We start from the raw sequence: 21212 nt of genomic DNA on the forward strand, positions 1-21212 counted from the left end.
CAATGATGCACGAGAACCGTCCCCATGCTTCACCCGGAAAGGAGCCGGTCGTATGAAGATTAATGATTTTAGCCGTTTGCAGGCTTATCAGTCGTATAAAAATCAGGTTAATAAGACGCCGCAGCAGGATGTGGATAAGAAGGTTCAGGTAGATAAGGTGGAGTTTTCACCTGCTGCACAGGAAAAAATAAGCGCGGAACGAGAAAAGAGAATTGAAGAATTAAAAAAGCAAATTGAAAGCGGCACCTACAAGGTGGATAGCAAGAAGATTGCTGAGAAATTACTGGATTCCTGGGACAGAGGGACTGATCGATGAAATCGGTCCAACAGTTAAAATCTATCTTGCAAGAAATGATTACTGTCTATGAAAATCTGCTTACGGTTGGGAAGGAAAAGCAGGCGGCTCTGATTAAAGGTGACCCGGAGCCGCTGCTTGCTATTTTTCCAAAGGAATCAGCTTTAATCAAAGAAATCAGCAACCTTGAGGAGCGTCGTCAGCAAGACACGATTTCTCTTCAGTCACAGACTTTAAGTGAGTTAATCGCAGACCATCCGTCTGCGGATCTTTCAACCTATCAAACCGAACTAAAAGCTAAATTAAAAGAATTAGAGAAGCAACATGAACTGAATCGCCAGCTAGTAGAGTCTTCATTAGAATACATCAACAGCATGCTGTCATTATTTACACAAAAACAAGAACAGCCACTGACTTATTCGGCGAAAAATTACATGCAGGCGAACACATCGAGAAGCTTTTTCGATGCAAAAGTGTAAGGGGAGGGTGCGAGATGAGTTCAACATTTCATGGAATTGAAATCGGCAAGCGGGCCATTTTTGCTTCATCCACAGCCCTCAGCGTAACCGGCCACAATATCGCCAATGCTAATACAGAGGGTTACACCAGGCAAAAGGCCGTCACCGCAGCCTCCAATCCGCTTACCTATCCGGCCATGAGTGCGGGAAAAGGCCCTTATCAATTGGGAACAGGCGTGGATACGACAGAAATCACCCGCATCCGGGATTCTTTTTTGGACGGGCAGTTCCGGACGCAAAATGAGCAGCTCGGCTATTGGAATGTAAAGCAGGACACCCTGTCGAAAATCGAACAGACCTTAAACGAACCTTCCGATAATGGACTGCAGGCGGTCTTCGATCGCTTTTGGCAATCATGGGAGGATTTGTCGAAGGAACCGGATAGCTTATCAGCACGCGCTGTGGTTCTTTCCAACGGCACCGCGCTGGCGGACCGTTTCAATCAAATCTCCAATTCTATCGATCATTTAAGCCAAGATTTAAAAAATAACATCTCAACGAAAATGACCGAAGTGAATAATTTGTCCAAACAGGTCAGCGGACTTAATACGCAAATTGCAAAAATGGTCGCTTCCGGACAAGAGCCTAACGATTTAATGGACAAACGCGATTTGATAATTGACCAGCTTTCGAAATTGGCTGACATTGAAGTGAAGCCTGCGGCGGGCGGAATGGTTGATATTTTTATAGGCCAAGAGTATTTGGTCAATGGTGACCAAAGCAGCACATTATCCTATGACAGCTCGAATAATCAGCCATTGCTGAACGGGCAGAACATTTCCTTGAAATCTGGCGAGCTGGCCGGCATGGTGGATTCTTTAACTAAGGATATTCCTTCTTATATGGAAAAAATCAATGAAATGGTAACAGTATTCAGTTCGGAAGTAAACAGCATTCATGCCGGTACCAATGCCATGAATCTGGATGATATCGATAATCGAAAAATCGATCCTAACGCTGCTTTGGAGAAGATTCCGTTTTTTGTATCAAAAAATGGCTCCGCCCCAACAACAGCTGGCGACATCATGGTTAACCCACTGATTACAGCTTCCTTGAATAAAATCGCGGCGGCCCAAGAGGCCAGCGCAGGGGACGCGCAAAACGCCAATCAGTTAAATGACTTAAAATTTAAGGTTCTTTCTTTTTCCAATCAGTCTACTACTTTGAATCAATTTTACCGGACGTTGGCAGGAGAGATTGGCATTAAAACGCAAGAGGCACTGCAGATGGAAAATAACGCAGACTTGTTAGTGCAGCAGGCAGAAAACCGCCGTCAGTCAGTATCAGGCGTTTCTATTGATGAAGAAATGACAAACATGGTCCGGTTCCAGCAATCCTATAATGCGGCATCGCGATACATATCGGTCATGGACGAGGTATTAGATAAATTAATAAACGGAACGGGTCGTGTAGGGGTTTAGTCATAGGCGGAGGTGAGTAAAGTGCGTGTTACGCAAAAAATGTTAAGTACGCAAATGATCCGGAATATTCAACAGAATTACCGCTCCTTGAGTCAGTATCAGGAGCAGATTGCTTCGGGCAAGGCGGTCAACAAGACTTCAGATGATCCGGTGAAATCAATTCAAATCATGTCCTATCGCTCGGCGCTGGTGGAAACGGGACAGTTTAAACGGAATGCTGAAGACGGGCTGGACTGGCTGGAGGCCACGGATAAATCCTTGGACGACTTGACGCAGGTGATGCAAAAAGCGCGCGAGTTGACGGTCCAAGGCGCAAATGGCGTCAATAACCAGGAAGCCAGACAATCCATCGCCATAGGTTTAAAGGAACTCATCGGTGAAATCGGCGATATCGCCAATGCGAAAATCGGCGACCGCTTTTTATTTTCCGGAACCGATACCGATACAGCCCCGTTTCAGGATGGCAAGTTTGTGAATACCAATCAGAACTCCCTATCATGGAATGTTGGCCAAGGCATCTATATGAACGTCAATGTCAACGGGACGGAAATTTTTAATTTTCAAGCCGATGGACTTAATTTATCCGAAACTATTGAAAAAATTGCCGGCGAACTGGAGCTGGGCAACAATCCGGAACAATTAATGGGCACTCTAGATAAACAGCTGAACAACCTTTTGGCGCATCGTTCTGTAGTCGGGACCAATGTTAACCGTTTGGAAATGATGGTGAACCGTTTGGATGAAACGGAAATCACCACCAAGAGCATTCTTTCGAAAAATGAAGATGCCGACATGGCGAAGGTGATAACCGATTTGACCAACCAGCAAACGATTCTAAACGCAGCACTGTCATCTGGTGCGAAGGCGATTCAGCCTACGCTGGTGGATTTTTTAAGATAATATTTTTAGAGGTGTTTCCCGGGCAGGGGGCATCTTTTTTTTGCGAAAAATTTACCCAAATTAGTAAAAAAATAATAAAAAATAATCTCCATCCTCTCTCCACTCCGCAAAAAATGTCGTTAAAGAATAGTAGAAAGGCAATAAACCAATTTACCTAACACTAGGAGGAAAAAAGAGATGAGAATTAACCATAACATTTCTGCTCTTAACGCTTATCATCAATTAAGTGCAAACTCAGCAGCTTCATCAAAGAACTTAGAAAAATTATCTTCTGGTTTACGTATTAACCGTGCGGCAGACGATGCAACTGGTCTTGCAATCTCGGAAAAAATGAGAGCACAGATTCGTGGGTTGGACCAGGCTCAAAAAAATGCTCAAGACGGTATTTCTTTAATTCAGACAGCTGAAGGTGCATTGAATGAAACACATAGCATTCTGCAACGTGTGCGAGAGCTTTCAAACCAAGCGGCTAACGGAACTTCTACAACTCAAGATAAACAAAATATCCAAACTGAAGTTAACCAATTAATCGATGAAATTGATCGTATTGCGAATAATACTGAATTCAACAGCTTCAAAATTTTAAATGGTGATATTTCCAAAACTGCTAAATTCGCTCAATCAACAAATGGAGATGTTACAGGTGTTGTTGCTTCTTCTACTGCTGCTGCTGGAACAACAACTGTTACAACAACAAGTGCGTTAACTCAAGATACTGCTTCCATTTGGCAAACTGGACAATTGTTAGATGTAAACGATCCGACAGCTGCAAAAGGAGTATCGAATACTACGAAATTAACAAATCTTGGTTCTGGAACGAACGGTGGGACTGGGAGTAACTTCGGGCTACAAGTTGGAGATGAAATCACTCTTTCTGCAGTTGTTGGCGGAGAAGTAAAAAATTCTGTATATGTGGTTACAGCTGAAAGCACAGTAGCGGATCTTACGGCTTCTATAAAAAATACTTTAGGAGCTGATACTGTTGCAATCGATACAGCGGGAAAACTATTTACAGCTGACGGGGATGCTTTTGGTCTTGATATGCCTTCTTCGGGTACTGGTGAAACTGCTAAAGACTCCCTTGTCATTAAGGGTCAGGACGGTGCTGCTAACGATATTAGTTCCATTTCTATTTCAGCAAAGTCATCAGAAGGAATTGAACGTACTGCATTTAATGGACAAATGACTCAAGGTCATAATGGTGGACTCCAACAAATTCAGGTTGCTGGAAATACTGGTGACTTTATTGCCCAAGTTGATGTTGGACCAGCAGGTGATGGTCCTGGAGATGGTAGAATAGCAGTGCGTTCCAATTCAGTTGTCCAGGTTTCAAATCTTCAATTGACATTCACAGATGATATTAAAGGCGGTACATCTACTATCACAGTCGGTTCCGCAAATAATACGGTTTCCATCCATGTAGGGGCAAACGAGGGACAAACTCTAGAAATTGGTATTAATTCCATGGATTCAGTTGCTTTAGGTCTTAAAAAAGACGGTGTAAACATTTCACTAATGAGTGAGGTTGGTGCTGAAAAGGCAATTAAAGTATTAGATACGGCAATCAGCACGGTATCAACTGAGCGTTCTAAATTAGGAGCTATTCAAAACCGTTTAGAGCACACCATTAACAGCCTTGGTACATCTTCTGAAAATTTAACAGCTGCTGAATCTCGTTTAAGAGATGTAGATATGGCGAATGAAATGATGCAATTTACGAAAAATAATATCCTTTCTCAAGCAGCACAATCAATGCTTGCACAGGCAAATCAACAGCCTCAAGGAGTATTACAGCTTCTTCGTGGATAATTACTATTAATTTCTTCTAACTTAAAAGAAGTCTCTTTTAATAAGGGACTTCTTTTTAAGCTACGATGTAAAGGAGGAAAAGGTATGATGCATGCGGAAATGAAAAAGCTTTCTTTGGTTGTATTAATCATGATGCTTTTTCAAATCATTTCGCCGCTTGCTCCTGTATTGGCAGCAAGCAATCTCCAAGCACCGACAAATTTCAGATACTCCATAAGTAGTATTAATAATGTCATGCTAAGATGGGATGCAGTAACTGGAGCAAGTGCTTATCGAGTTTATGAAATAAAAGGTGAAGAAAAAGTCTTAATTGGGCAAGCCTCTAATCTTAATCGCTATTTGCCAGGATTATCAGAAGGTACTCACTCGTATACTGTTACAGCCGTTAATCCTTCTGGTGAATCTCAGTTTTCAGCAATTTTAGATATTGTAATTGATTTCCCTGATATGCAGCCGCCGAATGGATTTACTTCAAGTATTGAAAATGTTAATGATGTCAGGTTGCAATGGAACCAAGTTGAATTCGCAACTAACTATCGAATTTATGAAGTTATAAATGGTGAAAGAAAATTACTTGCTACAAATACCACCCAATTAACAAGATATTTCACGAATGTATCAGCTGGAGAACATATTTATGAAGTTACGTCTTATAATGATAAATTTGGAGAGTCATCTGCCAGTTCTCAGATTGTTAACGTTATTTTTCCAGAAATGCAACCACCTGGCGAGTTAACGTACTATGTTTCTGATGCCAATAATGTTCAGTTGCGCTGGAAAGATGCAACTTACGCAACTTCTTATAATGTCTATCAATTGATTGATGGGAAAAGAAAGTTTCAACTATCAACAACAAATACAAGTGCTTATTTCCCGAATGTAGCAAATGGGGAAAATGTTTATGAAGTTACTTCTAGTAGTACAAGATTTGGTGAATCAAAGGAAGGTAGCCAAGCTATTGTTCCTATTGTTTATCCAAATATGCTTCCTCCGGGAACGGTAACAGCTTATTTTTACAAAGGAAATGATGTTCATTTATTATGGTCTACTGCGGATTATGCAGATCGTTATAATCTTTATCAAATTGTAGATGGAGAAAAAGTATTAATCACTACCACAACTGATCGTTCCTATTATTTTTCTAACCTTCCAGAAGGGGATTATACGTTTGAAATCGTTTCTGTTAGTGATCGTTTTGGTGAATCAGCACCAAAAACTTACAACGTCACGGTTATATTCCCAGATATAGATGCCCCCGTGGCTACTATCGAAATGGATAAATCCGATAGTGCGATTATTAGATGGGGGTATGTTCAATATGCGACAGAGTATGATGTTTATGAACTAAAAGATGGCAAGCCGGTATTAATCAAAACAACACCAAATTTTTCGAGGTATGTTTCCAATTTAGAACAAGGTAAACACGAGTATACTGTAGTTGCAAAATCAGATCGTTTCGGGCAATCTCCTTTTTCAAATATTGTTTCGGTGGCAATTGCACCTGTTTTACCGGCACCTGAAGCCAGCAAACCAGAGATAAAAGAGGACTCGTTGACCCTTACTTGGGAACCCGTGGAAAATGCAGCATCCTATAACATTTATAAGGAAGTTAATGGTGAACGTGTCCTTGTAGGCACAACAACCGATCCAAACTACACTTTGCCGACTCCTGAAGAACAAGGCACACACGAGTACCAAATTGTCCCAGTAACAGCAGACGGCACAGAATCTATCGACTACGCAACCGTTACAGTAGACATCTATAAACCTTCCGATGTCACACCGCCTGTAACGACCGCTGATACCAACTTAGAATGGTCAAAAGATGATGTCGGCGTCACCTTGACTGCAACAGATGACCTAAGCGGTGTCAAAACCACCTTCTATTCTGTTGATCTTGGAGAATTTGTAGAAGGTACTTCCGCTGTTCTTGATAAAGAAGGTGTCCACACAGTCTCTTTCTTTAGCGTGGACAATGCCGGCAATGTTGAGGAAGTGAAAACGGTCGAGGTAAAGGTCGATAAAGAGGCACCACAGACCGTTATCAATACTAGTGCTTATTGGTATAACCAAGACGTACAAGCCGAACTAACTGCGACCGATAATCTGTCCGGCGTGCAAGCAACCTATTATTCTGTTGACGGCTCTGAATTTACGGAAGGAACAAGCTTCCCTCTTGAAACAGAAGGCGTCCACACTGTTTCTTTTTACAGCGTTGACAATGTGGGCAACGTTGAGGCAGTAAGGACAGTCGAAGTGAAAATCGACAAAACAGCACCTGAAACTACTGCCAATACAACTGGCGACTGGTACAACCAGGGTGTCACTATTGAATTAACGGCAGTTGACAATCTATCAGGCGTTCATTCTACCTACTATTCCGTGAATGGTTCCGACTTCCAGGAAGGCACCAGCATTGTGCTCGATAAAGAAGGCGTCAACAAGATTACTTTTTACAGTATGGACAACGCTGGAAATATTGAGGAAAAACAAACCATTGAAGTTAAAGTGGATAAAATCGCTCCAACAACAGTGGGTAATGTTGAGGATAAATGGTATAAAGAGGCAGTGAATGTCGCCCTTACCGCGACCGATGATTTAAGCGGCGTAAAAGCTACTTATTACTCTATCAATGGATCTGAGTTTACCGAAGGTACTGATTTCGTGCTCGATAACGAAGGCGTAAACACAGTTACTTATTACAGTGTCGACAATGCCGGAAACATCGAGGAAAAACAAACAGTCGAGGTTAAAGTGGATAAAACCGCTCCAACGACAGTAAGCAATGTCGAGGACAAGTGGTACACAGATACTGTGAATGTAGAGTTAACAGCGACCGATGATTTAAGCGGCGTAAAGGCCACCTATTACTCTATCAACGGTTCTAAGTTTACAGAAGGTACAGGCTTTGTGGTCGACAAAGAAGGCGTGAACAAGATTACTTTCTACAGCGTGGATAACGCAGGTAACGTCGAGGAAAAACAAACTGTTGAGGTTAAGGTGGATAAAACCGCTCCAACAACAGTAAGCAATGTAGAGGACAAGTGGTACACAGACGGAGTAAATGTCGAGCTAACAGCAACCGACGACCTAAGCGGCGTGAAAGCAACCTACTATTCAATCAACGGCTCAGATTTTACAGAAGGCACTAGCTTTGTTCTTGATCAAGAAGGAATCAACACAATTTCCTTCTACAGCGTGGATAATGCTGGAAACGTTGAGGATAGTAAGACGGTTGAAGTGAAAACAGATAAAACTGCTCCAACAACTGTAAGCAATATTGAGGATAAATGGTATACAGACACAGTGAATGTAGGGTTAACTGCAACCGACAATCTAAGCGGCGTCAAGTCAACCTACTATTCTATCGATGGATCTGAAATCACTGAGGGCACTAGTTTCTCTGTTGCAAACGAAGGCCTCCATACGGTTTCCTTCTACAGCGTCGATCAAGCAGGCAATGTTGAAGAAACGAAGACAGCAGCGGTTAAAATCGATAAAACAGCACCAACGATTATAGCTGATTTTGAAAAGGAATATGCCCTTGGAACAGTCTTAGACTTAAATTACCAAACAACAGACAATCTATCTGGCATAAAAGAGACATCTGTGGAAGTCAATGGTGTAGTGAATACGACTGGCAAAGTTACACTTGATAAACCGGGCACTTATACGCTTAAAATCACTGCCGTTGATAATGCCGGCCTAAAAACGACTGTTACAAAGACGGTTTCCGTTTATATCCCGGCAACGATTGAAGTTCTACCAAAAGTCATGAACGGCAACAAAGGCGCGTTCACGGTTCAGGTGTCACTGCCGAAGCCATATAGCTTCGCAAATGTTAATTTATCAACAGCAAATCTGAATGGCGTTCAAGCTAATAACGACAGCAAAGGCTTAGAAAACCAAGCCAAAAAAGGTCAATTCAAATTTAATCGTGAAGATTTTGTTTGGGATGACAAAGAAGAATTTTTAGAATTCCGTGCGATGGTTGACGGCTATCTAGTTGTTGGCAGCACGACTGTAAAGGTTATTAAATAATTAAAAAAGAGGCTGCCCCAAAGCCTAAAAAGGGGGCAGCCTCTTTATAGATTACGCTGTAAATGAATAGAAAAAGTTGTTTACACCCTTGACCCAGTTGTTATTCAACCCAGTTGGGTCGTTGGCGGCACCGACGGGAGCGTATTTGGCACCGATTTTGGCAATCGTGTCGTAGCCTTTGTCTAAATAATTTTGCCTTAGGTTTCGGGCCATGTCAGCAATGCTGTCCGCAACGGATTCGTATTGGCGCAGGCCATTTCTGCCCATCATGCCGGCGATATTATTTTTTACATTGGCCGCATGGGACTTGCCGTTGCCAGATTCATGAACGGCGATGGATGCCAGCAGATTAGGGTTGATATTATATCTTCGTCCTGCTTCAACAAAAAATTCACCCATATTGCTCAATTTGCCTTTAAGGGCACTATTTAATTTATCAGTTGAAACATCAGTAAAACCTAATGTCATATTATCATCAAGTAAATGTGAGTAATCTTTCATCCCATTCAGAATAGGAGAGTTGTTCGTAATAAAGGACCCACTCGAATTCTCAGGGACATACGTATTTTGCTGGTCTTGCCCACTCAAAACAGCCTGCAGCAAATTCGTAAAAATATCACCTGTCGGAAAAAGGCTCGCTTCAGCGTTGATGCTCTTACCGGCAAGACTTTTTGAAATCGAAAGCAGGGCCATGTTTTTAAACCATTCGGAAGAAACTGGACTGTAACTCATGATTTATACCTCTGTAAGTAATTTGGTAATTGGAAACAATAACCGTTTTTAATATATATTACTCTATTTTTTTAAAAATTTAAATGATAGAAAATACAAATTTTTTTGTTTATGATTAAACTACTTTCGCGGGAAAGGAGAATAATTTGTGATTCCATCCACTTCGATGAGTTCCGCAAGCCACAAATTATCAGATAAAACTAGCAGCAGTAAGCCGGAAAATCAACAGCCAGGTTCGTTTATGGAGCTGTTGAATGCATTGAAAAATGGGACAGGTTCACCTCAGAATCTTATTTCGATGGTTGACCAGGTCTTAGAGCAGTCTGACGCATCAAATCAGGAACAGGACCAAGACAGCGAGCAACAAACTCGAGATGATTTACTTGCTTTTATCAGTTCATTTTTTGAAAAGACGAATCCTGCACTTGCTCCTCTTCAAACGACGATTGCGGAGGCAGCCCAAAACGAAGGGAAGCAAGCATTGCCGGCGTTGCAGACTGAGCTAGAAGGAATATTGGGCCAGAAGCAAGCTCAAGAATTAATAAAGTCATTTCAGGAGCAGCTTAAATCGAATCAAAACAAAGTTCAGGTACAGAACCCGCTTCAACAGCCAATCCAATTAGTGCGGGAGCAAGTTTACCAGCCAGAGAATGCGGTCGAGATACAGAAAAATCTACCTGTTTCTAAACTTGAACCCGATTCTGATTTCAAACAGCAGCAATTCGACGGAAAAGAAGTTATTTTTCAATCCCTAACTCGCCCGGGAGGTGCAGACCAGCCAGCTGCTAAGAATGAACCTACCCAACTAACAAAGGTTTCTAAGGAACAACTGGCAGCAGAGGTGATAGGCTTATTAAAGAACCATGCCACTCTACATAAGAGCTCTGACATCATCGAAGCGAAATTTTCACTGACGCCGGAGCACCTTGGGGAGATTGATATAAAAATTGTCATTCAAAAGGGGCAGGTAACGGCGCAATTTCTGGCAGATACCGCCCATGGAAAAGAAATGCTAGATTCGCAAATGTCACTTTTGAAGGCTTCCTTGCAGCAGCAAGGCTTTCAAGTGGATAAAATCGAAGTCGCGCAAAGCGGGCAAATGTTACATAATTTTTCCCAGCAGGAGAGTCGGTCGCAGCAGGACCAATCGCAGCAGCGCCAGCCCAAAAAGAAAGTGAATCGTGATGAGTTTTATCAAAGCCATAACACGATTGACACATATATGCATAGAGAGTCCGATACGACGATAAATATTCTTGCATAAAAGGAGATGAAGAACATGACATCGGTAAATACAACCACACCATTCTCGAATACGCTCAGTACGAAACAGACAAACCAAGCCACAAATTCATTAGGCAAGGATGCTTTTCTGAAACTGCTGACTACCCAATTGCGGAATCAGGACCCGACCCAGCCAATGGAGGACCGGGAATTTATTTCCCAGCTGGCCCAATTTAGCACCCTTGAACAGATGTCCAACTTAAATCAGGCCTTTGCCCAATTCGCTAACTCAAACACGAAAGATATCAGCTACTATTCCCATATGATCAGCAAGGAAGCGTCCTGGCTGGATACCGAAACAAGTCTTCAGGCAAGCGGTGTCATTAATGGGGTCATCAAAAAAGATAATCAATTTTTTTATAAAATAAATGACCAAGAGATTCCGATCGAATCAATCATTTCTGCAAAAAACCAAAACTAACAAACTCTGGAGGTAGGTAACATGCTTCGTTCTTTAAATTCAAGTGTATCTGGTATGAAGGCGTTCCAAAACAAATTAGATGTCATTGGTAACAATATCGCCAACGTGAATACGGTTGGTTATAAGAAAAGCCGTATCATGTTTCAGGATGTGTTAAGCCAAACCGTCCGCGGCAGTTCATCACCGGATCCGGTCGGAGGGTCGGGCGGAACGAATCCGGTGCAAATCGGGTTAGGCGTGAAAACGGCGTCGATTGATACGATTCACATGGCCGGAAGTCCGACGACTACGAATCTATCATCGGATTTATACATGGATGGGGACGGATTTTTCGTGGTGCAAAGCGACAGCGGGGCAAAGTACTTAACACGTGCCGGCAACTTTGACCGGGATGGCGCCGGCAACCTCGTGAATCCACAAGGATATAAAGTTCTAGATTCTGATGGAAATCCTATCCAAGTTGATTCAGATGTTTATGTTTCCTATACCATTGATTATAATGGGGTTATTAAAGGGGTCACTCCTGCTGGCACCGCCGATGAGATTGCCACTTTAGGTACGGTTGTTGTTTCCAATCCAGGCGGCTTGAAAAAAGTGGGCGGTTCCCTGTATGAATTAACAGGAAATTCCGATACAGAAACCAATATTGATAATCTAATTGCGAAGCGTTCAGATAACCATGCTGGGCAAATTGTTTCCGGCCAGCTGGAAATGTCGAATGTTGACCTATCCGAAGAGATTACCGAAATGATCACCGCGCAACGCGGTTTCCAGGCGAATGCGAAGGTAATTACTGTGTCCGATTCGATTTTGGAAGAATTAGTAAATTTAAAGCGTTAATAGTTTCGAATTTTTATAAGGGAGGGAAAGTATTACTGCTTTCCCTTCGCATCATTTTATGGTGGTGGAACCTACGCAATGAAAGAAAAAATCATTCAAAACAGCCAAGACGTCAAAGTCTATGATTTTAAAAAAGCGCTCCGCTTATCGATGGAGCAGGTTCGCGTGCTAACAAGAATCCATGATAATTTCGCTTATCAACTGGCCTCCTCGATTTCGACGCAATTAAGAACGATCGTGCAAGTGGATGTGGTGTCGGTCAATCAAATGCTTTACGAGGAATTCATCAAGGAACTGCCGGCTTATACAATTTTAAACGTTTTTGAAACGTCCGAAAAAGGGCGCATGATTATGGAGTTAAAGCCCCAAATGGCGTATGCCATCCTTAATCGTCTGCTCGGCGGCCGGGAGCTTTCGGCAGCCTCCGAGGATAAAACAACGTTAACGCAAATTGAGAATAAAATTCTTCATAAGCTGTTCGAGGGCTTTGTAGAGAATTTACGGAAATCGTGGAAGGACCTCATGAACGTCGATATGAAGGTAATTGAGATAGAAACGAATCCCCAGTTTTTACAGGTCGCCATCCCGAATGAAACCGTGATTGTGATTGCCTTTACGATTAAAATCGGGGATGTGACGGAAAAAATGCACATTTGCATTCCGTACATCATTTTGGAGCCGTTTTTGCCAAAGCTATCATCCTATCAATTGTTCTCGACCCGAAGCCACGCCAAAAGCACGCAGGAATCCAAGATGTTAAAGTCCAAAATTGAAGAACTGGAAATCCCGTTAAGCGTTGAACTGGGGCGCTCGAAGATTTCGATTGAAGAGTTTTTATCGTTAAACGCCGGGGATGTCATCCAGTTGAATCAGTTGTATGATGAACCGTTAAAGGCGAAGGTCGGAAAAGAAGTGAAATTCTTTGTCAAACCAGGTGTGAAGAAGACACGGCTGGCAGCAGAAATCGAAACTGTTTTAGAAAAAGAGGGAAAATAAGATGAGTAACGAGGGGAAAATTTCAAGAGAAGAACTGGAAGCCCTATTAGGTGATACCGAAAAGGAAACGAAGCCGTTTATTTTTCAAGACTTGCCGGATGAGCCGCAAAAGAAGGAAACGGACGACTCCGTTAATTTGGATTTGCTCATGGATATTTCGTTGGAGCTGGTTGTGGAGCTGGGCCGGACGAAAAAGAAAATTAACGAAATTCTCGAACTCACACAAGGCTCGATTATCGAACTGGACCGTGTCTCCGGCGAGCCGGTCGATGTCCTGATCAACGGGAAAATTGTTGCCAAGGGAGAAGTTGTCGTGATTGATGACTATTTTGGGATTCGAATTACGGAAATTTTAAATAAAACAATCAATTAACCTCCAGAAAGGCTGTCGCGGCCTTTCTTTTTTTCTGTATTCTAAATATATCCGCGGATTTTTTACCAATATCTGCGAATTTCCGAATATATCAGCGAATTTTTAAATATATCAGCGGATTTCCGAATATATCGGCGAATTCTAAAATTTATCCGCGAATCCTATATCCGGGCCCTCCACTCCCCAAAGTTTTCAAAAAGAACTAAACGTTCCCCCAAAACCTGCCGTTATTTTTATTAAAAGCAATGAAACGATGGTACGGAGGATTTCCAAATGATATCAAATGATTTTCGCTTATCCGGTCTGGCGTCGGGGATGGATACTGAGGCGCTTGTGACCAAATTAATGAACGCGGAAAAAATCCCCTTAAACAAGGTAATTCAAAATAAGACGATGACGGAATGGAAAATGGATGCGTACCGTGATGTGAATACCAAATTTCTCGATTTGCGGTCTTCGATGGAAGCGCTCAGGCTGGAGTCCACTTTTCAAAAAAGCAAGTTGTCGTCCTCGGATGCCGCCAAGGTCGATGCTTCACTTACAGGCACCCCAAGCAGAAGTGAATACGTGATTTCCTCTGCCAAACTCTATCAGCCGGGTACGCCTTCCTCTGTCAAATTCGCACAGGCAGGAGTAGCCAATGATAAAGCCGAACTAGGATCGGGATTTAGTTTTACCCTAAACAACGAACCTATCAGCCTTATTGCACAGGATACAATCCAAAGCTCGATTACAAAAATCAATGCCTTATCCGCGAAAACAGGGGTGACGGCCACGTATTCCAGCGGCGATAACGCGATTATTTTTACCTCAAAGGATGACCAGACGGGTATCAGCATTGCCAATGTATCCGATAGCTCAAACGTGCTTAAGATTGCAGCGGGTACGGTGGGCAGCCAGCAGAATGACTTCCCAGCAGGAAACGCCAGCGGGGCCGTCGGTACCTCACCTGTTCCATCAACGCCAGGCGAGGTCACCATCAATGGAACCACAATCACCATCAAAAGCAACCAATTTACTTACGACGGCATCCAGTTTAACCTAAAAACCGAACTGCCGGCCGGAAGCAATGTCACGATTACGAAGAAACCGGATGTCGATGCGATTTTTGACACGATCAAAGGCTTTGTTGACAAATACAACGAAACAATCAAAACCCTTCACGACAAATTGGGCGAAAAGCGCTATAAGGATTACACCCCTCTATTAGATGACCAAAAGAAGGATATGAAGGACAAAGAAATCGAGCTGTGGGAGGAAAAAGCAAAGAGCGGCCTACTCTCAAATGACCAGATGATTGCCTCCGCTCTCGACAAAATGCGGTCCATCCTCTATTCCAAAGTCAGTGACAAGGACCCTGCCATAATGCACAGTGACTTCGATACGCTGGCGGAAATCGGCATCACCTCAAGTACTAACTACCGGGATAATGGCAAGCTCGTCATCGATGAAATAAAATTAAAAGCTGCACTGGAAAATAATCTAGACCAAGTCGCTCAGCTTTTTTCAAAAAAATACGATATGGGGGCTTCCTCCAACAACACAGTTAACAATGCCGATGAGTTTCAAAACAGCGGTATCGCCTGGCGATTGTACGACCAGCTCAACGAAACGATGAAGGATATTACGAAAACGGCTGGGTATTCGAGTGACACTTATCTTTCCAAAGCGTTAAAGAGGCTGGATGAACAAATTGATTCCTGGGAGAAACGCCTGCAGACAAAGGAAAGCTATTACTGGAAGCAGTTCACGGCGATGGAGCAGGCCATCCAGAAATCGAATACGCAAAGCAGCTGGCTGATGCAGCAAATGGGTGGTGGAATGTAATCGATGGAGAAACAAAAAGAGCAGTTTTTAAAAGATTACTATCAGCTGACAAGCAATCTACTAGAAACGAATGAAGTAGAACTTATAGAACAGCTGCTCCAAGAACGAGACCAGTGCATTGAGAAAGTAAACGAGCTAGATCAACGTAACGGCGCCATCCTCATGAGCGAAGCCATCAAGGAAGAGCTCCGGCGCATTCACCCGTTAGAACGAAAGCTTCAGGAAAAATTAACTAGGGCCAAGCAAAAGATTCTTGCGGCGATTGGTTCTCTACAAAAAGAGAAAACAATCAAACAGCAGTACGGGGAACCAACTGCGGCAGCGGTAAGCGGAATTTTTTACGACAAGCGAAAATAAGGGAAAGGTGTGAGATGATGGCTCTGAATAATGCCTATCAATCCTACGAAAATAATCAAGTACTATATGCGAAAAAAGAAGAGCTGCCCCTTTTGTTATATACCGGGGCGATTAAATTTATCCTTCAGGCCAGAATGGCAATGGAGAAAAAAGACTGGCAAAGGGCTAATGACCGTATCCAGCGGGCTCAAAAAATTGTCACTGAATTAATGGTTACCCTGAATATGGATATCGAAATCTCAAAATCTTTCATAGTACTTTATGATTACATGAAGGAAAAGTTAATAGAGGCGAATATCAAAAAGGAAGAGCAACTGTTAGTTGAAGTGGAAAAAATGTTAACAGAACTGCAGGATACCTGGAAAGAAGCACTGAAAATAGTACGGCCTGCTTAACTAATTTAAGTTAAGTAGGCCTTTTTAATTAATTTTGTTGTCAGATTACTAAAACCATTGTATTATTATTTTTGTAGGAAAAATTCGACAATATAATTTCCAAAAATCGACAAATACAATCCGATAATAGCAAACCTGGGGAAACCCAGCGACGCAAAGCTATAGGGGCTAAGGATCCGAAGGGATTACGCCAGCCAGTTGCCGAAGAGTCATAGTTTACCCTATTAGACTATTCTTCGGAATGGTCTTTTTTATGTCCCAAAAACTAAAATTTGAGTATTCTGAATATTTGATAGGAGAGCTGATCCATGTCGATGCTTCAAAATATTAATCTCGTCCAACGTGCTTTAGATGCCTCTGTGTTAAGACATAATGCCATTTCCAATAATATCGCCAATGTGAACACCCCAAACTATAAACCCCAAAAGGTTATTTTTGAAGACATTTTAAAACAAGAACTTTCCGGTGCTGGCTTTGACGGGAAGAGAACCAATGCCAAGCATATCCCAATCGGCATAGCTGCTTCAAGCAAGCCTTTGGTGACCCAGGAACCTACTATCATGCAAAATAGCGGCAATGGGGTGGATATGGATAGTGAGATGACGGAGTTGACCAAAAACTCGATTTGGTACCAAACATTATCATACCAGATAAGCGAAGAATTCAATTTACTCAAAACAGCAATTAAGAGCAGGTAGGTGATTCATAATGTCGATGTTCCAACCCTTAAATATTAGTTCTTCAGCCCTAACTGCCCAGCGCTTAAAAATGGATACAATCTCCTCCAACATCGCCAATGCTACGACCACCCGGGGCCAATTGGTGGATGGGGTCTGGATGCCTTACCGGCGGAAGATGGTCGAGGTGCAAGCGAATGGGACGGGAGGGACCCCATTCAGCCAATTCTTGCAAAATGAAATGAATTCAAATGGGGTCAAGGTTACAAGAATCGTAGAAGACAAGACTCCGTTTCGGCCGGTTTATGACCCGACCCATCCCGATGCCAATAATGAAGGCTACGTGATGATGCCAAACGTGGACATTACAAAAGAAATGGTCGATCTGATGACAGCCTCCCGTACCTATGAAGCGAACATCACAGCCTTTAATGTTGGAAAAAATATGTCGCTGAAAGCCTTAGATATTGGCAGATAAGGAGTGTTAAAGAATGAGAATTGATCAGCTGTTTCCGGCGCAAGCATCGATCGTGGGAAAAACTCAAAATGCACAGCCCGCTTCCGTGTCAGGCACCTCTTTTTCGAACTCGTTAAGCGAGGCCTTACAGAAAGCAAATGAAACAATTGTCCAATCGGAAAACATGTCCGAAAAAATAGCCACAGGTGAAATAAAAAATATCCATGACGTCACCATAGCTGCACAAAAAGCACAAATCGCCCTGCAGCTGACAACCCAAGTAAGGGACAAAGTAGTCGAAGCCTACCAAGAAATCATGAGAATGCAAGTTTGAGGCATGGGGACGGTTCTTGTGCATCATTTTTCACTGAGGCATAGGGACGGTTCTTGTGCATCACCTTATCAGGAAGTCATGTAAAGAATGCAGGTTTTAAAGGTGCAGCCGATTTTTGGCTAGCATAGCGGAGGGCTTATGAATCAGAAATTTAATGATTTCAAGGAAAAACTCTCGCAGTTTTGGAAAAACGCGAGCAAGAAAAATAAAACATTGTATATTGGTACGTTTATTTTAGTAGTGGCCCTTCTCAGCGTTGGTATTTTTTATTTTTCCAAGCCCAGCCTCGTGCCTTTGTATGCCAATAGCTTGAGTCAAAAGGAAATTGGCGAGATTAAGGCCGTCTTGGAAAAGCAGGGGGTTACGGACATAGAAGTGTCCAATAATGGCACACAAATCCTCGTTCCGAAAGAGCAGGCAGCAGACCTGATCGTCAACCTGGCGGCAGAAGGGTATCCAAAGAACGGTCCGATTAGTTTTTCGGAGCAGACAAAGGATTTGAAATTTGGCGTAACCGACCGCGAGCTTGATGCCATCGAGAGGGAAGTCATTCAAGGGCAGCTGGCCAATTTAATGACGAAAATCAACGGCGTCAAAAATGCGGAGGTCATGATTACTCTTCCGAAGGACAGCGTGTTTATTCGGCCGGAGGAGGAAGGGAAAGCGAGCGCATCGATTATTGTTGATCTCGAGCCTGGTTACGAATTGGAAAAACAACAGATTAAAGCTCTTTACCATCTAGCATCGAAGAGTATTCCTAATCTGCCAGAAGAAAACATCGTCATCACTGATGAAAATGGCCAGCTTCTGTCTTTGCCGCAGTCGGGCGATAATGCCTTTGCCGGGGTAGACAGCTATGAAAGCCAACGAGAGATCAAGCAAAAGGTAGAGGCGGACATTCAGCGCAGCATCCAGCAGATGCTCGGCACGATGCTCGGACAGGATAAGGTGCTGGTCCAGACCTTTGTGAAGCTGAATTTCGACCAGGTGAGGACGCAGCAGAATTTAGTCGAACCGCTTCCGGATTCCGATAAAGGAATGGCTGTTAGTGTTGAAGAGGTCACGAAATCCTACAGCGGATCGGGAGCCGTTCCAAGCGGAGTGGACGGCACCGGTGAAGGCGATGTGCCTGCCTATGCGGCTGAAGGCAGCGGCGGAAAAAATGACTACCAGGAAAAAGTTAATCGCGTCAACTATGAATTCAACCGGATTACAAAGGAAATGGTAGAAAGCCCGTATACGATTGACGATTTGACCATTAACGTCGGAGTGGAACCGCCGAATCCGAAAAATGCGTCATCCTTAACAGCGGATACGCAGGATAATATCCGAAATATTATTGCCAACGTAGTACGGACAGCGATTAAGGACAATAAGGGGCTAACGGATGCCGATATCAACAACCGCATCACCGTATTCCCAAGAGAATTTGCCGGTAAAAAGGTTTTGACGCCTGCCAAGACGGATTTAAGTCAAAAGGAAACTTATATGAATTATATCTGGATTGGAGCAGCAGCATTAGGTCTCCTTTTAGTCGGTGGTTTGATTCTCGCCGCCCTGCTTAGAAGGAGAAAGAAAGAGGACATGGAGTCAGCCTCAGAATTTTTAGAAATGAAAAAGCTGACCGAATTTGAGCCTATCATTAACAAAAAGGAATCAGTGCAAAACGAATTAAATCAATTGGCTGGTAAAAATACGGATGAATTTGTCGACCTGTTACGGTACTGGTTAAAGGAAGAAAAGGAGGGATAACATGCGGAAGTTAACGGGAATTCAAAAAGTTGCGATCCTTTTGGTTGCTTTGGGGAAAGAGGGGTCTTCAGCGATTTTGAAACAGCTGAAGGAAGACGAAGTGGAATTGATTACAAAGGAGATTGCCCATCTTCAATGGATCGATGCCAAGGTGAAGGAAGATGTGCTCAGAGAATTTTACCAAATGGCATCTGAGCGGAAGGTCGTTTCGACAGGCGGTGAGCACTTTGCCAAGGATGTACTCGCACTCTCCTTTGGCGAAGAAAAGGCGAAGGAGATGCTGAACCGCTCCTCAGAAAAGAATCGAAAGAAGCCTTTTTACTTTGCGCAAAAGGCGGAGCCAGTTCAAATCCTCAACCTTTTGCAATATGAAAATTCCCAAACCATCGCACTCGTTCTTTCTTATTTGGAGCCGAAAAAGGCCTCAGCGATTCTGTCTTCTTTTTCACCGGAAAAGCAGGCGGAAATCGCCACAAAAATTGCTTTGATGGACACAGTTTCGCCTGAAGTGGTCAGACAAGTGGAGGAAGTGCTGCAGGAAAAGCTGTCCACTACGACCTCGCAGGATTATTCAGTCAATAACGGGATTGACAATATTGTCAATATCCTGACCGGGGTGGACCGAAGCACGGAAAAACATATTTTAGAATCGTTGAGCAGGCAAAATGCGGGCCTCGCCGAAGAAATCAAAGGCAAAATGTTCGTCTTTGAAGATATCGCCTTACTCGACAATCATTCGATTCAACGGATTTTACGGGATGTGGACGGTGAAGACTTATACTTGGCATTGAAAATTGCCAGCGAAGACCTCAAAGAAGCTATTTTTAAAAATATCTCCAAACGACGTGCCGAAGCGCTCGAGGAACAAAGCCAATTCGACCGTCCTGTCCGCTTAAAGGAAGCGGAGGAAGCGCAGGGACGGATTGTCCGTATCATTCGCAGGCTCGAAGAAGAAGGTTCCATCATCATAGAGCGAGGGGTGGAGGAAATTGTCATCTAATCTTTTTAAAGCTACATTCATCTCGCCCGTCATTGAAACGAAATACTTATCTTTACATAAAGGGAAGGATTCTTATTTTCCACATTCGGACCAAAGCGCCGAGGAAGTCCTGCAGGAAGCAGAACAGCAGGCGGCGGAAATCGTCCTCCAAGCCCAAATGAAGGCGGCAATGGAAAAAGAACAAGCGGCCGAAGAGCTGGAGAAGTGGAAGCTGTTAGAACGGGAAAAAGTGATGGCACAGCTGGAGGAAATCAAGCAGCAGGGATACCAGCAGGGCTATGAAGAAGGCTTACAGCAAGCTCATCACGACTATGCCGGTAGAATCGAGCTGGCCCAGGAAGTTCTCGAAAAAGCGTATGAAGAGAAAAAGGCCATTATTAAGGAGTCCGAGCCGTTTGTCATTGATTTAACCATTCAAACTGCGGCCAAGGTAATCCAAAAAGAATTGGCCGCAAACCCGGAGGTGCTCCTGCACCTGATTAAGCAGAGCTTACTGTATTCGAACGAACGATCGTCGATTTCGATTTGTGTCAGCCCGGATGATTATGAGTTTGTACAAAACCAGCGCAATCAAATTCTCGAATCTGTGGAAGGGCAGGTAGAGGTGAAAATCCTGCCGGAGCATTCCATTGAAGAAGGCGGCTGTGTCATCCGGACATCATACGGAAGCATCGATGCCCGGATTGATGTCCAGCTGAAGGAAATCAAACAGGCACTGCTAAAAACGCTGAGGGATGATACGTATGAACAGGCTTCTGCAGATCACATTTAGGGATGATTCGC

At 43.2% G+C, this 21212-nt stretch carries 21 protein-coding genes and 1 riboswitch; of the genes, 20 read left to right on the top strand and 1 reads right to left on the bottom strand.

Annotated elements, in window-relative coordinates:
- The first annotated feature begins 52 nt into the window (after positions 1–52).
- From flgM to ACNQGS_RS12240, 6 genes are all read left to right on the top strand, one after another.
- On the top strand, positions 53–316 hold the full coding sequence (flgM, locus tag ACNQGS_RS12215; RefSeq protein ID WP_491487525.1) for a flagellar biosynthesis anti-sigma factor FlgM: 264 nt from the start codon (positions 53–55) through the stop codon (positions 314–316).
- Positions 313–774, top strand: a complete 462-nt coding sequence (locus ACNQGS_RS12220; protein ID WP_491487526.1) for a flagellar protein FlgN — start codon at positions 313–315, stop codon at positions 772–774. Before flgM ends, ACNQGS_RS12220 begins: the two co-directional genes overlap by 4 nt.
- 14 nt (positions 775–788) lie before the next feature.
- Positions 789–2234: a flagellar hook-associated protein FlgK gene (gene flgK, locus ACNQGS_RS12225; RefSeq protein ID WP_491487527.1), complete on the top strand. Its 1446-nt coding sequence runs from the start codon at positions 789–791 to the stop codon at positions 2232–2234.
- 12 nt (positions 2235–2246) lie between these two features.
- The gene (gene flgL / locus ACNQGS_RS12230; protein ID WP_491487528.1) at positions 2247–3134 is read left to right on the top strand and encodes a flagellar hook-associated protein FlgL; all 888 of its coding nucleotides are present in this window, start codon (positions 2247–2249) and stop codon (positions 3132–3134) included.
- A 177-nt stretch (positions 3135–3311) separates the two neighbouring features.
- Positions 3312–4943, top strand: a complete 1632-nt coding sequence (locus ACNQGS_RS12235; protein WP_491487529.1) for a flagellin N-terminal helical domain-containing protein — start codon at positions 3312–3314, stop codon at positions 4941–4943.
- A gap of 84 nt (positions 4944–5027) precedes the next feature.
- Entirely contained in the window at positions 5028–8984 is a 3957-nt protein-coding gene (locus ACNQGS_RS12240) for an OmpL47-type beta-barrel domain-containing protein (RefSeq protein ID WP_491487530.1), read from the top strand.
- 51 nt (positions 8985–9035) lie between these two features.
- On the opposite strand, the gene ACNQGS_RS12245 is transcribed toward ACNQGS_RS12240, so the two are convergent.
- A complete protein-coding gene (locus tag ACNQGS_RS12245; RefSeq protein WP_491487531.1) occupies positions 9036–9716 on the bottom strand; it encodes a glucosaminidase domain-containing protein in 681 nt (226 codons plus the stop codon).
- A 148-nt stretch (positions 9717–9864) separates the two neighbouring features.
- On the opposite strand from ACNQGS_RS12245, the gene ACNQGS_RS12250 reads away from it, so the two are divergent.
- The 14 genes from ACNQGS_RS12250 to ACNQGS_RS12315 all read left to right on the top strand — a co-directional run bounded on the left by ACNQGS_RS12250 (position 9865) and on the right by ACNQGS_RS12315 (position 21201).
- Entirely contained in the window at positions 9865–10980 is a 1116-nt protein-coding gene (locus ACNQGS_RS12250) for a flagellar hook-length control protein FliK (RefSeq protein ID WP_491487532.1), read from the top strand.
- 15 nt (positions 10981–10995) lie between these two features.
- Positions 10996–11421: a flagellar hook capping FlgD N-terminal domain-containing protein gene (locus tag ACNQGS_RS12255; RefSeq protein WP_491487533.1), complete on the top strand. Its 426-nt coding sequence runs from the start codon at positions 10996–10998 to the stop codon at positions 11419–11421.
- A gap of 21 nt (positions 11422–11442) precedes the next feature.
- Complete coding sequence (locus tag ACNQGS_RS12260) at positions 11443–12261, top strand: flagellar hook-basal body complex protein (protein ID WP_423799766.1); 819 nt, start codon at positions 11443–11445, stop codon at positions 12259–12261.
- 78 nt (positions 12262–12339) lie between these two features.
- Positions 12340–13257: a flagellar motor switch protein FliM gene (gene fliM / locus ACNQGS_RS12265; RefSeq protein WP_491487534.1), complete on the top strand. Its 918-nt coding sequence runs from the start codon at positions 12340–12342 to the stop codon at positions 13255–13257.
- A gap of 1 nt (position 13258) precedes the next feature.
- The gene (fliN, locus tag ACNQGS_RS12270) at positions 13259–13630 is read left to right on the top strand and encodes a flagellar motor switch protein FliN (protein ID WP_491487535.1); all 372 of its coding nucleotides are present in this window, start codon (positions 13259–13261) and stop codon (positions 13628–13630) included.
- Between the two features lie 273 nt (positions 13631–13903).
- Positions 13904–15457, top strand: a complete 1554-nt coding sequence (fliD, locus tag ACNQGS_RS12275; RefSeq protein ID WP_491487536.1) for a flagellar filament capping protein FliD — start codon at positions 13904–13906, stop codon at positions 15455–15457.
- 3 nt (positions 15458–15460) lie between these two features.
- Positions 15461–15814, top strand: coding sequence for a flagellar protein FliT (gene fliT, locus ACNQGS_RS12280; RefSeq protein ID WP_491487537.1), 354 nt, complete (start codon positions 15461–15463; stop codon positions 15812–15814).
- A gap of 17 nt (positions 15815–15831) precedes the next feature.
- A complete protein-coding gene (gene fliS / locus ACNQGS_RS12285; RefSeq protein WP_491487538.1) occupies positions 15832–16209 on the top strand; it encodes a flagellar export chaperone FliS in 378 nt (125 codons plus the stop codon).
- 118 nt (positions 16210–16327) lie between these two features.
- Positions 16328–16415: riboswitch (cyclic di-GMP riboswitch) on the top strand.
- A gap of 102 nt (positions 16416–16517) precedes the next feature.
- Positions 16518–16907: a flagellar basal body rod protein FlgB gene (gene flgB / locus ACNQGS_RS12290; RefSeq protein WP_491487539.1), complete on the top strand. Its 390-nt coding sequence runs from the start codon at positions 16518–16520 to the stop codon at positions 16905–16907.
- A 10-nt stretch (positions 16908–16917) separates the two neighbouring features.
- Positions 16918–17364, top strand: coding sequence for a flagellar basal body rod protein FlgC (flgC, locus tag ACNQGS_RS12295; protein WP_491487540.1), 447 nt, complete (start codon positions 16918–16920; stop codon positions 17362–17364).
- Between the two features lie 13 nt (positions 17365–17377).
- Positions 17378–17677, top strand: coding sequence for a flagellar hook-basal body complex protein FliE (gene fliE, locus ACNQGS_RS12300; protein WP_491487541.1), 300 nt, complete (start codon positions 17378–17380; stop codon positions 17675–17677).
- Between the two features lie 138 nt (positions 17678–17815).
- Positions 17816–19429 carry a flagellar basal-body MS-ring/collar protein FliF gene (gene fliF / locus ACNQGS_RS12305; protein ID WP_491487542.1) on the top strand — a complete coding sequence of 538 codons (1614 nt, stop codon included), beginning with the start codon at positions 17816–17818 and terminating at the stop codon, positions 19427–19429.
- A gap of 1 nt (position 19430) precedes the next feature.
- Complete coding sequence (fliG, locus tag ACNQGS_RS12310) at positions 19431–20429, top strand: flagellar motor switch protein FliG (RefSeq protein ID WP_378585906.1); 999 nt, start codon at positions 19431–19433, stop codon at positions 20427–20429.
- The gene (locus tag ACNQGS_RS12315; RefSeq protein ID WP_491487543.1) at positions 20419–21201 is read left to right on the top strand and encodes a FliH/SctL family protein; all 783 of its coding nucleotides are present in this window, start codon (positions 20419–20421) and stop codon (positions 21199–21201) included. Before fliG ends, ACNQGS_RS12315 begins: the two co-directional genes overlap by 11 nt.
- Positions 21202–21212 lie beyond the last annotated feature (11 nt).

The sequence above is a fragment of the Neobacillus sp. PVCKKU3 genome, assembly GCF_058323225.1.